Here is a 13,309-nt window from a genome sequence, read left to right as displayed (position 1 = left end):
GGCAAGACGCCGCTGTAACATTGACGATTCGAGTACTATGCGTCGCCGCTCCTATCAACCGATGGAAACGAGCGTGCGCTATGCGCGACCGCTTAGGCTCGGCGGAATATCAGCGTGAGATTGTTGGCCGGCATGTCCGCGATCTCGATCAGCGAAAGACCGGTACGGCCTGCGAGCTTTTCCACCGCCTCGACATCACGCACGCCCCATTCGGGATTGCCCTGGCGCAGGCTCGTATCGAAAGCTGCATTGCTTTCGGCGCTATGCCGGCCGCCGCGCGAAAAGGGACCATAGAGGAAGAGCATTCCGCCTTGGCGCAAGGCACGCCCTGCGCCAGCGACCAATCCTTCCGCGACGCGCCACGGCGCGATGTGAATAACATTGGCGCAGAACACCGCGAGCAATTGGCCCGGACCACCTGCGGCCCGCATCGCCTCGCCCCAGGCCGGATCGGACAGATCGATCCGTTGTGGCGGACGGATGTTCGTCAACTGCGAATGCAGCCGCCACGCCTCGATGCTGGTCAGGTGATTCTCGTTGAGATCGCTCGGCCACCATGTGATGTCAGGAAATTGACGGGCGAATTCGACGACGTGCTGGCCGGTGCCACTGCCGGCCTCAACAGCATCGCCGGATTTTCCGGTCAAGTGCCGCTCCAGAACGCCGCGGATGGCCTGATGGTTGCGGTGAAAAGCGGGCGCGTCGAGCCGGCCGTCCGGCTCGAGGCGGCCACCGTCCTTGCCAAATTCAACGACATACTCGGCCACGTCAGCCTCCAGGAATCGGCGCCACCCGCATTGTCAGGCGATAGCGTTTATGCTGTGAAACGTTATATTCGGACCAATCGCCAGCTGGAACAATCGTATCTTGTCCGATCGCTGCTCATCCAGGCTTCTCATGATGGCGCTCATAACGGCCATCAGCTGGCCGTGTGGTGCGGCGCAGGCCCAATCAAAGGCCAGCGAGGGCGAAAAACTGGCTTTCGACCGGGCCAAAGGAAATTGTTTGAGCTGCCACAACATCAGGGGCGGCGATCTGCCAGGCACCATCGGGCCGGAGCTCAAGGACATCAAACGCAAGTATCCTGACCGCAGCGACCTCGTCGCGATCCTGACCGACGAGACAGGCCGGAATCCGCTGACGGCGATGCCGCCGTTCGGCCGCAATCGTATTTTGACTGAACAGGAAATCGACGCGATCGTCGACTTCCTGCAAACGCTATGAGAAACAATCTCAAGCGCGTGGCAAAATGGGGAGATGAGCGATGACGACCCTTGATGGCAGCTTGCCGGTCACGCGACGCCTTGTCCTGCGCGGCGCCGGATCGGTCGCACTCACGGGTCTCGGCGTTGTCGCGCTCCACGCCACGCCGGCCGTTGCCGCCGCCAACGATAAATACCCCGAAGACGCCTTCAAGCAAAAGGACGGCAAGGAGGCGATCAAGCTGCTCTACGGTCGGACCGCCGAGCCCTCCGACAAGATCAAACTCGATGCGCCGGAGATCGCCGAGAACGGCGCGGTGGTTCCGATATCGGTCTCAACCAGCCTTGCGGACGTCACGACGATCGCCTTCGTGGTGCCGGAAAATCCGAATGTACTCGCGGCCTATTACAAGATACCGCAGGGCACGATGCCCAACGTCGCCAACCGCCTGAAAATGGCCAAGACCAGCAATGTCATTGTGATCGTGGAATCCGGCGGCAAGCTTTTTAGCGCGACCAAGGAAGTCAAGGTCACCGTTGGCGGCTGCGGAGGCTGAACATGGCATCGAGCATCCGCGTGCGCGCGATCGCAAATGGCGAGACGACCGAAGTGCAGACGCTGATTCAGCATCCGATGGATTCGGGCTTCATCAAGGACGACAAAGGCGAATTCATCCCGGCTCATTTCATCAGGGAGCTGACGTTCGAACATAACGGCCGGCCGGTGTTCATCGCCGATTGGGGAACGGCGGTCTCCAAGGATCCCTACGTCAAATTCGCGTTCAAAGGCGCCAGCAAGGGCGACGAGCTGAAGGTAAGCTGGATCGACAACAAGGGCGAGAGTGACACTGCCACGTTCAAGATACAGTAGGCGCTCGTCTTGTCGGCGCGCGTCGATCGAGCCGGGGGATGGCTGAGCGTGAGACTTCTTCTGATTTCCCTCGCCGCTTTGCTGCTCGCGATCGCTGAGGCGCTCGCCGCCGACGGCATCGACCCCGCGGCTGACGCGCGCGCTTTCCGGAATTATTTCGTCGATAAGTTTCCCAACGTGAAGCTCGACGATTTCGCCAACGGCCCCTACTCGCTGAATGAAGACATGCGCCGGCAATGGGAAGAGAAAGAGCAATTTCCGCCTTACGAATTTTCGCTTGAGGCAGGCAAGGAGCTGTTCGCCAAGCCTTTCGCCAACGGCAAGCACTACGCGGATTGTTTTTCAGAGCAAGGCATCGGGATCCGGCAGAACTATCCGCGATTTGACGAGAAGACGGGCCATGTCGTCACGTTGGAACTGGCGCTGAATCAGTGCCGTGAAGCCAATGGCGCGAAAGCTATTTCCTACACCGGCGACGACATGGCCGCATTGACCGCCTATATGGCCTTCACATCCCGCGGCAAACCATTCGATATCAAAATCCCCGACGATCCCCGCGCGCTTGAGGCATACGAGAACGGCAAGCGCTATTTCTACTCGCGGCGGGGGCAATTGAATTTTTCCTGCGCGACCTGCCATGTACAAAATCCCGGCGAGCGGCTGCGCGCTGAAGTGCTCGCGCCGGCGCTCGGGATTCTCAACGCCATGCCGATCTACCGTTCGGAATGGGGCGGCATGGGCACCACCAGCCGCCGCTTCATCACCTGCAACAGCCAGGTGCGCGGCGTACCGCTTGAACCGCAAGCCGAAGAATATCGCGACCTCGAATATTTTCTGTCGTATGTCAGCAACGGCTTGCCGATCTCCGGACCGGGTTCTCGGCCATGAGAAATCCATCGAAAGCTCGGCTGCGAATCATTTGTTTGCTCGCGCCTCTCTCGTCGATCGGCACAGCATTCGCCGCGAACTCCGAGGCCGACTTCAAACAAGCTTATGCCACAGCAGACGCGGCCGAACAGGAAGCTGGCCGCTTGCGCAACCAATGGCTCGCAACCGAAACCGCCCTCACTGACGCCAGGAAAGCCGCCGAAAAACAAGATTTCGAGACGGCGATTACCGCCGCCAAAGCGGCCGAAGCTCTGGCCAAGGCTTCGATTTTCCAGGCGACCAGCGAAAAGGACGCCTGGAAGAATCTTCAGATACGCTAAAGGCTCGAAAATGGCGCACTGCCGACCATGACCATCCGTCGCCGGGAACTACTTAAACTTGCGGGTTCTGCCGCGTTCTCCGCAAGCCTGCCGCGGCGCGCGCGCAGCGCGGAGGGCGGCGTCTACGATCTCGAACGCTTCGGCAACGCCCGCATCCTGCACATCACCGATACGCATGCGCAGCTCCTGCCCGGTTATTTTCGTGAGCCGAGCGTCAATCTCGGCCTGGGCTCGATGGCCGGACAGCCGCCGCATCTCGTCGGGCGCGCCTTTCTCGACCGCTTCGGCATCAAGCCGGAGAGCGCCGCTGCTTACGCTTTCACTTCACTCGATTTCGAGAAATCTGCAAGCCGCTTTGGCAAGCTTGGCGGCTTTGCGCATCTGAAAACCTTGATCGACCGGTTGCGTAATGAGGTGGGACCGCAGCGCGCTTTGCTGCTTGACGGCGGCGATACCTGGCAAGGTACAGGGTTGGCCAACACCTTGCGCGGTACCGACATGATTGAGGCCGCTAACCTGCTCGGCGTCGAAGCGATGACCGGGCATTGGGAATTCACCTATGGCGAGGAGACGCTGCGCAGCAATCTCGAGCGCTTCAAAGGCGAATTCCTGGCGCAAAATGTTTTCCTGACCGACGAAGCCGCATTCAACGGCGCCAAGGCTTTCGACCCCGCTTCAGGCCGCGTGTTCAAACCGGCCACCGTGAAGGAGGTCGGCGGCTACCGTGTTGCGGTAATCGGCCAAGCGTTTCCTTACGTTCCAATCGCGCATCCGAAACGGCTGACACCGGACTGGACCTTCGGCATTCGCGAACGGGAATTGCAAACGCTGATCGACAATATTCGTTCTGCCGAGAAGGCCGACGCGGTGTTGCTGTTGTCGCATAACGGCATGGATGTCGATCTCAAATTGGCGAGCCGCGTGCGTGGCCTCGATGTCATTCTCGGCGGGCACACCCACGATGCGATTCCGCAAACCATCGCGGTCGCCAATACCGGCGGCACCACGCTTGTTACCAACGCCGGCTCGAACGGCAAATTCCTCGGCGTGCTCGATCTCGACCTCGACAAAGGCCGCGTACGGGACATCCGGTACCGTCTGTTTCCGGTGTTTTCGGAGCTATTGAAAGCGGATGCCGCGATGGCGGCGCTGATCGATAAAGTTCGCAACCCCCATGCAGCCTCATGGATCGGCAAGATCGTTACCACCGATCGTCTGCTTTATCGCCGCGGCAATTTCACGGGCACGGTGGATCAATTGATCTGCGGCGCGCTGCGCCGTGAGTTCGATTCCGAAATCGCGCTGTCGCCGGGCTTTCGCTGGGGTGCGAGTTTCCTGCCGAACCAGCCCTTGACGATGGAAGACGTGCTGGCGGAGACCGCCATCACCTATCCGGAAACCTATGTCTCGAGGCTGACCGGCACCGAGATCAAGAACACGCTCGAAGATATCTGCGACAATCTCTTCAATCCCGATCCCTACTACCAGCAGGGTGGAGACATGGTCCGGATCGCCGGGCTCAGCTATAGCTGCACGCCTTCGGAAAAAATCGGGCGACGAATTTCCGACCTGAAGCTCGACAGGGGCCGCGCGATCGAAGCTGGGAAGCGCTACGCCGTCGCCGGTTGGGCCGCCGTCAACGCCCAGCAGGGAATACCGGTGTGGGACGTTCTTGCCAAACATCTTGGGAGTGGCAAGCCGCTCAACCCCTCGGCCAACAATGTTGCGCTGCGGGGCGTGACCGGCAACCCTGGCATCCTGGAGCCCGGTTAACGCCGTTCTGCTGCGCCATTTTCCTCGGCATGATACGATCAGGGAATCGGTTCACGGATCTCATGGCATGATCTTTCGTCAGCTGTTCGACAGCGTCTCCGGCACCTACAGCTATCTCCTGGCAAGCCGCGCAGGTGGCGAGGCCATGATCCTCGATCCCGTTCTCGATCGGGTCGATCGCTATTGCCAGCTGTTGCGCGAACTCGACCTCAAACTGGTCAAGGCCGTGGATACGCATTTGCACGCCGACCATGTGACAGGGCTCGGCGAGCTGCGCGACCGCACCCACTGCGTCACCATCATGGGCGAGCAGACCAAAGCCGACGTCGTGGCGATGCGGGTCGCCGACGGCGACAAGGTAACGATCGAGGGCATTACGCTCGATGTGATGTACACGCCCGGCCACACCGACGATTCCTACAGCTATCTGATGGCAGATCGGGTTTTCACCGGCGATACGCTTCTGATCCGCGGCACCGGCCGCACCGATTTCCAGAACGGCAGCGCGCGGGCGCAATACGAGTCGATTTTCAACCGGCTGTTGAAGCTGCCGGAAGAAACCATGGTGTTTCCCGCCCATGACTATAAAGGCGACACCGTCTCCACCATCGGCGAGGAGAAGCGCCACAATCCGCGGCTGCAGGTGCGCTCGGTCGACGAATATGTCGAGCTGATGAATAATTTGAAGCTGCCCAATCCGAAAATGATGGATGTCGCGGTGCCGGCCAACATACATGTCGGCCTGCATCAGGATGAGTTGGCCAAGCAAGGACTGGCGTTCACCGCGCGCGAGGCGATCGAAAGTCTCGGCCGTCCCGATATTCTTCTGGTCGACTTGCGCGAGGTAGCCGAGCGCGCCAAGCATGGCACTTTGCCCGGCGCGCTGCACGCGCCATATCCAGCGATCGGCGACAGCCTCAAGCCTGGCGGGATGTTGCGCGAAGTCGCGACCGCGACCGGGCGGCGCATCGTCTTCTTCTGCGCCTATGGCGAACGCTCGGCGATGGCAGTCGCCGCCGCGAAGGAAGCCGGGCTGACCCATCCGGCCCATATTGCCGGCGGCATCGATGCCTGGAAAAAGGCCGGAGGGCCGGTACTGACGGGCTAGAGACCTTCCTCGTCCTGAGGAGCGCGACTTCGCGCGTCTCGAAGGACGAGACGTTGTGGCCCTTCGAGACGCGGTCTTTACGACCGCCCCTCGGGGTGAGGCACCGATCCTATCGCTCGACCCGCTTCAACTCGCTGACCAGCTGATCCAGCGCATCGGCGATCATCACGCCTCCGCATACCGTCAGCCGGTCCGGAATCACGATACGCCGCGACGGCGGATAAAGCCGCTCCAGCGCGGGATGCAGCAGGAAAGCGTGGCCGTCGTCTTCGGCGCGCTCGCTTGCATCCGCAACCACGATGAAATCGGGCTGCAAGTTCACGATGGCTTCGAGCGAGGCATAGCCGCCGAAGCCAATGCCGAGGTCGCCGGCTGCATTGAAAAGTCCGGTCTCGGCCAGCAGCGAGCTGAGCAGGCTATCACTGCCCGTGACCCAGCCGCGCCGCGACAACGGCAACACCTTGTAGCGATGCTGCAACACCGTCTCGCGCGCTTGCGCGATTGCATCGTCCAGCCGTGAGACCTCGGCGCTGGCACGGTCGGGATGACCGACGAGATCGCCCATTTCGCGAATCTGCGCCTTGACCTCGTCGAGATTGCGCGGCACGGCGAATTCAGCGAGATGAAGCCCATTTTCTTTCAACAACTCCCGCGTTGATCGCTTGTCGTAAAGGCTCGCGACCACGACGTCCGGATGGAGTAGAAGAATATCTTCCGCGCCGCCCGACAAAATCCGAAATTGCGTCGCGTCATCGGCGGCAAAGGATTCAAAGCGCTCGTGCGCGTAACGGCTGAGGCCCAGAATCTGTTTGGGGTCGGCGAGCGAGATCAACAATTGATCCGTGCACAAATTCATCGACGCGATGCGAGGCAAGTCCGCGGCCGAAGCCGGCGCTGGCAATACGATGCACCATAAAATGACGCACCATGCCGCAAGCGCCGCCCCCGCCCTCGGGCTCATGTGGACGGTTCCGGATTTTTGTCCGAATTCTGGTCCGTATTTTTTTCCCACGGCACGATCACCGCTTCGTGCCGATATTCAGCGCGATAGGCACTGACCCGGAACACGTCCGCCATCACACTATCCGTCAACGCCTGGCTGGCTGCGCCTTGCGACACCAATCGGCCTTCCGACAACACCAGCACGGTATCGGCAAATCGCGCGGCAAGACCGAGATCGTGGGTCACCACGATCACGAGCGCGCCGCTGTCAGCCGCCATGCGCAGCGTTTCCATGACGTCGAGCTGATGGCGCGGATCGAGTGACGACGTCGGCTCGTCGGCGAGAATGACAGGCGCCTCGACCGCGAATACCCGCGCCAGCGCCACCCGGCTGCGCTCGCCGCCGGATAATTCCGTGACCGGGCGCTCGCCGAGATCGGTCACGTCGGCGGCCTGCATCGCCCGCGTCACGGCTTCCGCATCTTTCGGCGTCAGACGCGCGGGGTCGGTTGCGCCATGCGGATAGCGCCCCAAAGCGACAATATCGCGCGCCGGCAACGACCAATGGACGATGTGGCCTTGCGGCAAATAGGCAAAGCGGCGCGCGCGCTCCCGCAACGTCAGCGTCGACAAAACGTCGCCTTCGACATGGATAATACCTTCGCAGGGCACGAGCCCTGCCAGCGCTCGCAGCAGTGTGGTTTTTCCCGCGCCGTTGGGCCCGACCAGCGCGACCAGATGCCCCTTGGACAACCCCAGCGAGACATCGCGCAGCACGGTCCTGCCGGCGAGCCGCACGCTCAGACCTTGCGCCGTCAGGAAAGCCTGCCCCGTCATGCGACGCCCCCGCCCAATGAGCGTCTCTCGCGCATGATGAGGTAGAAAAAGAACGGCACGCCGATGATCGAGGTCAGTACGCCAACCTTGATGTCGCTGGTCGAGGGAATGATACGCACGGCGATATCGGCGGCGAGCAGCAACGCGCTGCCGGTGAGCGCACTCGGCAGCAACAGCCGCGCCGGGTCTTGCCCGATCAGAGGCCGCACCAAGTGCGGGGCAACGAGACCAATGAAGCCGATGGTGCCGGATACGGCGACCGACCCACCGACGCCGAGCGCGACGCCGGAAACCACCCACAACCGCAAACGGGCGACATCGACGCCGAGACTTTGCGCGGTCTCCTCGCCGAGGCTAAGTACGCGGAAGGCGTTACGCTGGCTGAACAGGATGATCGCGCCCGCGATGATAAAGGGCAGCGCCAACGCGACATGGCGAAAGCTGCGGTCGTCCAGCGAGCCGAGCAGCCAGAACGTGATCTCGATTACCAGAAACGGATTGCTCGACAGATTCATCACCAGCGCGGTCGCCGCGCCCGCAAGGCTCGACAATGCGAGCCCCGCCAGGATCAGAATCAGGAGCCCGGCATTGCGCCCGGCGATGGCGAGAAGCATGAAGACCGACAGGAAGGCGGCAGCGATCGCGGCCAACGGCAACGCATAGGAGCGCACATCAGCGAGGCCGAGCGCGATAATCAATACGGCGCCGAACGCCGCCGATTGCGGGGCGCCGAACAGCGACGGCGCCGCCAGCGGATTGCGCAACAGACCCTGCAATGCCGCACCGGAAAGGCCGAGCATCGCACCGATCGCTACGCCCAGCACGGCACGCGGCAGCCGGATCTCGCGGACGATTACCTGCGCGACGTCGGTGCCGCCGCCGAACAGGGCATCGACCACGGCCCATGGCGAAAGACGCACCGCCCCAATGCCGAGCGAGGCGAGAAACAGCGCTATGACCAGAACGAACAGCGAAACCGTCACGCTACTCCGCCAGCGCGCTTCGCCATCGCTCCCCGCCATTACGTTCGTACCGCTCATCGCGCGTCCAACACGTCCAAAAAGGCGCGACGTTTTCGTCGCCCAAGCCTGCCAAGGCCTATGCTCATACAGCGAATAAAGGCTGGTACAAGCGGCCGTGTCGAGCAGGAGACAGCGAGCGAACAAAATGCGTACCGCCATCGCGCAACCGGGCGCCCGGCATTGACTCTTTCGCCGGCCCCCTCCTAGATGGCTCCGACGGTTCCTCTCACGAGGATCAAGAGGGAATGCGGTGCGGAGAGAATCCTCCAAAGCCGCGGCTGCCCCCGCAACTGTAAGCGGTGAATCTTTCGTCAGATGCCACTGGGAAACTCGGTCCCGGGAAGGCGACGAAAGGTAACGACCCGCGAGCCAGGAGACCTGCCGTCATACGTGGTCACACGCGAGGATGCCGGTCGGGGAGTACAGGCATTAGCTTCACTAGGCTGGGGACAGCGTGGTGAGACTTCGTTCGCTGTGACGTGCCACTGACGTCACTCCGAGGTCCGACCATGCGTCCTATCATCAATGCCTGTGCCCGGCGCAGCCTGTGGCTCGCGTCGACCGTGCTGATCCCGCTTTCTCCGTTCGCAATTTCAGCCGCGCATGCGCAGCAATCGGCTTCGCCCGATCTGCTGCCACCCATCGAAGTCGGCCCACCCAAGAAGCCGGAAACCACGCAACCTCCGGCCGCACAGAAGCCGAAACCGCGACAGGCTGCCGCCAAGCCGAACCAGCAGAAGCCGGCAGAGAAGCCTACAACCGCGCAGCAAGGTATTCCGAACACGGCCCCCACCGTCGTCAGCCCGACGGGAATCGTAACTCCGACCAACCAGGTCGCGAACTCGGTCACGGCCATCTCCGCCCAGGATATCGCAACCCAGCAATACCGTACGCTACCTGACGTCCTGAACACGGTGCCCGGGCTGAATATCGTTCAGAGCGGTGGGCCCGGCGGGCAGACTTCCGTTTTCTTACGCGGCACCAATTCCAACCACACCAAGATCCTGATCGACGGCATCGACGTCGGCGACCCCACCACACCGAACGGCGCGATCGACCTTGCGCATCTCCTCATCGGCGACGCGGCCCAAGTCGAAGTATTGCGCGGACCGCAAAGCGGTCTTTACGGCTCCGACGCCATCGGCGGCGTCATTTCGATCATCACGCAAAAGGGTGAAGGGCCCGCGCGCTGGACGGCATCGAACGAGGCCGGCTCATTCGGCACCTTCAACCAGAGCGTCGGCGTCAGCGGCTCGCAGGACAATTTCAATTACGCTTTCAGCGTGTCCCATCTAGAGGCCAGCGACGTGCCCGTTACGCCACTCCAACTGCTGCCCCCCGGGCAGCAGGCGAACGGAAATAACTACGACAACATGACCTACTCGGCTAAAACCGGCGTCGATCTCAACGAGTACCTGACGTGGAATTCGGTGCTGCGCTATACTGAGTCAACACTGCTCTTTACGGGAACTAATACGCCTGGTCCGAACTTCACCTCGTTGCCAGACGCCGCGCAAAGCCGACAGGGCGTCCACGAGTTCTTCGGGCGTGAAGAAGCCGTCTTGTCGCTGTTCGACGGCCGTATCAAAAACTATTTCGGAGCGAACTACTCCCATTATTGGGACTCGGACCAGGGCCCGTTCGACCCGGTTTCGAGCATCACAAGCGGCGACCGGCTCAAATTCGATTGGCATAGCGTGACCCAAGTCGCGACCGGACAAGATCTTGTCGTCGGGCTTGAGCGCGAAGACTCCCGGATCGACACGACAGGTTTCTCGGCGCAGACCGGCAATCAGGCAGGTTTCGTCGAATGGCAGTCGAATTTCGCCAAGCGTTTTTTCCTGACCGCCAATATTCGCCAGGACGATAACGACAGTTTCGGCGATCACATGACCTATCGGGTCGCGCCCGCCGTGATCGTTCCCTTCACCGAGACCACAATCAAGGCAAGCTACGGGACCGGCTTCAAGGCGCCAACCCTCAGCCAGCTTTTCCAGAACTTTCCCGATTTCGGCTTCTTTGCCAACCCGAACCTGAAGCCCGAACAAAGCCGGGGCGCCGATATCGGCTTCGAACAACCTTTGTTCAACGACCGCATACGGTTTGGGTCGACTTACTTCAAAAACGACATCACGGACCTGATCAATTCCAACGCCGCCGGCACCACCCTTATCAATGTCGACCAAGCGATCACCGAAGGCACCGAGAGCTTCATCACCGCCAACATTATCGACCGTGTCAAGGTGCGGGCGGATTATACCGTCACACGAGCCGTTGATGCCAGCACCGGGCTGCAACTGGAACGCCGGCCGAAGGAAAAGTTCAGTGTCACAACGATCTGGAATCCGATCGACCCGCTCACGCTGTCGGCAACCGTGCTTCGGGTCAGCGACTGGACCGATGTTGACCGCGTAACATTTGCACCCGTAATTGCGCCGGGATACACGACCGTGAATCTTCGAGCCGATTACGCGATCAACGATCAGCTCAAGGTGTTTGGTCGGATCGATAACGTCGCCAATGTTCACTACCAGAACCCGACCGGGTTCCTTGCACCGGGACTTGGCGTGTTCGGCGGCATCCGCTTCGCGAGCTACGCGGTCAAGTAAGCGCGGCAATAACGTGTTCAACCTGTTATACTATGACTGCGCTATCGCGAGCGCGTTCACACCGGGAGCATTCGGCGCCTACCCGCTGCCCGGCCGCACTTTCATGCTAAAGGCCGGCGTGACGTTCTGATCGGATGAACCGAGCCAACCAACGAGCACGACATGGGCGGAGCCGGCAAGCAAGAGCAACCTTCGGGCAAAGCGGGCGGCAAGCCACGCAAGCCAGAGCCTCCGCCCCAAGATGACGACGACGTCGAAGACGGCGATATCGCGACGCCCAAGCAGGACCGCTATAGCGAAGACGATCAGCCGCTTTGAGAGGCGAGAAGCCGTTTTGTGAAGCCCGGGGGCAGCCGCTCTCTAAGGGCTGCCATGCAGCCATATTCATGGACAAGTAACCGGAAGGACCGATATTTTCCCGCCCAAAAAGCGAGGAAATGCCTGAAATGGCCGACATTCTGGCCGCACCGCAACATGCGACATCACCGCAGACCGCTAAAGACGAACAGCTCCGCACGCTGGGCGCGATATCCGTCGCCCATTGGGTGAGCCATTTCCACATTTTCGTGCTGCCGATGCTGTTTCCGTTCCTGAAGCAGCAGCTCAACGTCGGCTATGTCGAACTCGGTTTCGCGCTGACGGTTTTTGCCGTGAGTTCCGGCCTGACCCAGGCCCCGATCGGTTATGTCGCGGATCATCTAGGCGCGCGGAAAATTCTGCTGATGGGCCTTTGCCTCGGCGGCGCCGCGCTGATCGCACTCGGGCTGCATTTGAGCTACCCCTCGCTGCTCGTCAGCGCCGCACTGTTAGGATTGGCCAACAGCGTGTATCACCCGGCCAATTACGCGATCCTCTCGGCGCATATGAACGAGGCACGCATGGGCCGCGCGTTTTCGATTCACACCTTTGCCGGATTTCTCGGAGGCGCGGTGGCGCCCGCGATCGTGGCAGGCTTGGTGGCCATCGTCGGTGGCCATGGCGCGTTGATCGTGGCGGGGACGACCGGCCCGCTGGTGGCGCTTTTTCTTCTCGGCGTCGGCATTCCCGATGCCGGCGCCACGAATCGAAAAACAAACAGCGCCAACCCACCCAGGCAAAACGTCATCACGCCAGCGCTTATCGTATTAACGGTTTTCTTCCTGCTGCTAAGCCTGTCCAACGCCGGAATCGCCAATTTTGGTGTCGTGGCGATGATGAGCGGATATGGCGCGACCTTCTCCGCCGCCAACCTTGCGCTCACCGCCTATCTGGGCGCGAGCGCGATAGGCGTTCTGGCGGGCGGATATCTCGCCGACTTGACCGAGCGTCATGGACAGGTCGCAGCCGCCTGCTTTGCGGTCAATGCCGTGATCCTGCTGATTGTGGCGACCACCAGTCTGCCGCCGTTGTTGCTGACAGCCGCGATGGCGCTGGCCGGATTCCTCGGCGGCGTGATCGCTCCCTCGCGCGACATGATGGTCCGCAATGCCGCCCCTCCAGGCGCCGCCGGCCGGGCGTTCGGCATCGTCTCGACCGGCTTCAATATCGGCGGCATCATCAGCCCGTTGTTGTTTGGCTGGATCATGGACAAGAACCTCCCGCATTGGGTATTCGGCACCTCGGTCGTGTTCATGGTGCTCACGGTCCTGTTGGCCTTGGCCACCGAGCGAAATCCGAAAAGCAGCCCGTCCGGGCAGGCAGCCAAATCCGTGTCTTAAGCGCGGCTTTGCGCCACAGCCTCTATCGTAAGCCCACCTT

The 13,309-nt window shown here is 61.2% G+C and carries 14 protein-coding genes and 1 riboswitch; of the genes, 10 read left to right on the top strand and 4 right to left on the bottom strand.

The genetic code is table 11. The features are described from left to right. Window positions 1-92: 92 nt before the first annotated feature. Complete coding sequence (locus ABSE61_RS13245; RefSeq protein WP_423871569.1) at window positions 93-767, bottom strand: DUF938 domain-containing protein; 675 nt, start codon at window positions 765-767, stop codon at window positions 93-95. A gap of 130 nt (window positions 768-897) precedes the next feature. Here ABSE61_RS13245 and soxX point away from each other — a divergent pair, with 130 nt between their 5' ends. The 7 genes from soxX (at window position 898) to ABSE61_RS13210 (ending at window position 6,162) form a co-directional block, all read left to right on the top strand. Then, window positions 898-1,224: a sulfur oxidation c-type cytochrome SoxX gene (gene soxX / locus ABSE61_RS13240; protein ID WP_423871568.1), complete on the top strand. Its 327-nt coding sequence runs from the start codon at window positions 898-900 to the stop codon at window positions 1,222-1,224. A 40-nt stretch (window positions 1,225-1,264) separates the two neighbouring features. Then, window positions 1,265-1,759: a thiosulfate oxidation carrier protein SoxY gene (gene soxY / locus ABSE61_RS13235; RefSeq protein ID WP_423871567.1), complete on the top strand. Its 495-nt coding sequence runs from the start codon at window positions 1,265-1,267 to the stop codon at window positions 1,757-1,759. Window positions 1,760-1,761: 2 nt separating this feature from the next. Then, entirely contained in the window at window positions 1,762-2,073 is a 312-nt protein-coding gene (gene soxZ / locus ABSE61_RS13230; protein WP_423871566.1) for a thiosulfate oxidation carrier complex protein SoxZ, read from the top strand. A gap of 42 nt (window positions 2,074-2,115) precedes the next feature. Beyond that, window positions 2,116-2,961, top strand: coding sequence for a sulfur oxidation c-type cytochrome SoxA (gene soxA, locus ABSE61_RS13225; RefSeq protein ID WP_423871653.1), 846 nt, complete (start codon window positions 2,116-2,118; stop codon window positions 2,959-2,961). Further along, entirely contained in the window at window positions 2,958-3,281 is a 324-nt protein-coding gene (locus ABSE61_RS13220) for a hypothetical protein (protein WP_423871565.1), read from the top strand. The genes soxA and ABSE61_RS13220 overlap by 4 nt, the downstream gene beginning before the upstream one ends. 27 nt (window positions 3,282-3,308) lie before the next feature. Continuing rightward, a complete protein-coding gene (soxB, locus tag ABSE61_RS13215) occupies window positions 3,309-5,054 on the top strand; it encodes a thiosulfohydrolase SoxB (protein ID WP_423871564.1) in 1,746 nt (581 codons plus the stop codon). A 67-nt stretch (window positions 5,055-5,121) separates the two neighbouring features. Further along, window positions 5,122-6,162: an MBL fold metallo-hydrolase gene (locus tag ABSE61_RS13210; RefSeq protein WP_423871563.1), complete on the top strand. Its 1,041-nt coding sequence runs from the start codon at window positions 5,122-5,124 to the stop codon at window positions 6,160-6,162. Between the two features lie 109 nt (window positions 6,163-6,271). On the opposite strand, the gene ABSE61_RS13205 is transcribed toward ABSE61_RS13210, so the two are convergent. Genes ABSE61_RS13205 through ABSE61_RS13195 form a run of 3 tightly spaced genes read right to left on the bottom strand, consistent with a single transcriptional unit; the run spans window position 6,272 to window position 8,981 of the window. Next, on the bottom strand, window positions 6,272-7,123 hold the full coding sequence (locus ABSE61_RS13205) for an ABC transporter substrate-binding protein (protein ID WP_423871562.1): 852 nt from the start codon (window positions 7,121-7,123) through the stop codon (window positions 6,272-6,274). Then, window positions 7,120-7,941 (bottom strand): ABC transporter ATP-binding protein, encoded by an 822-nt coding sequence (locus tag ABSE61_RS13200; RefSeq protein WP_423871561.1) that lies wholly within the window; start codon window positions 7,939-7,941, stop codon window positions 7,120-7,122. The genes ABSE61_RS13205 and ABSE61_RS13200 overlap by 4 nt, the downstream gene beginning before the upstream one ends. Then, complete coding sequence (locus ABSE61_RS13195) at window positions 7,938-8,981, bottom strand: FecCD family ABC transporter permease (RefSeq protein ID WP_423871560.1); 1,044 nt, start codon at window positions 8,979-8,981, stop codon at window positions 7,938-7,940. Before ABSE61_RS13195 ends, ABSE61_RS13200 begins: the two co-directional genes overlap by 4 nt. A gap of 182 nt (window positions 8,982-9,163) precedes the next feature. Then, window positions 9,164-9,363: riboswitch (cobalamin riboswitch) on the top strand. A gap of 109 nt (window positions 9,364-9,472) precedes the next feature. Here ABSE61_RS13195 and ABSE61_RS13190 point away from each other — a divergent pair. The 3 genes from ABSE61_RS13190 to ABSE61_RS13180 all read left to right on the top strand — a co-directional run bounded on the left by ABSE61_RS13190 (window position 9,473) and on the right by ABSE61_RS13180 (window position 13,269). Further along, window positions 9,473-11,572 (top strand): TonB-dependent receptor plug domain-containing protein, encoded by a 2,100-nt coding sequence (locus tag ABSE61_RS13190; RefSeq protein ID WP_423871559.1) that lies wholly within the window; start codon window positions 9,473-9,475, stop codon window positions 11,570-11,572. A 162-nt stretch (window positions 11,573-11,734) separates the two neighbouring features. Then, window positions 11,735-11,890, top strand: a complete 156-nt coding sequence (locus ABSE61_RS13185; protein ID WP_423871558.1) for a hypothetical protein — start codon at window positions 11,735-11,737, stop codon at window positions 11,888-11,890. A 128-nt stretch (window positions 11,891-12,018) separates the two neighbouring features. Continuing rightward, window positions 12,019-13,269: an MFS transporter gene (locus ABSE61_RS13180; RefSeq protein WP_423871557.1), complete on the top strand. Its 1,251-nt coding sequence runs from the start codon at window positions 12,019-12,021 to the stop codon at window positions 13,267-13,269. The last annotated feature ends 40 nt before the right edge of the window (window positions 13,270-13,309 follow it).

Source organism: Bradyrhizobium sp. (assembly GCF_049519115.1).
Taxonomy (GTDB): domain Bacteria; phylum Pseudomonadota; class Alphaproteobacteria; order Rhizobiales; family Xanthobacteraceae; genus Bradyrhizobium.
This window is presented reverse-complemented; position numbering and strand designations above follow the sequence as displayed.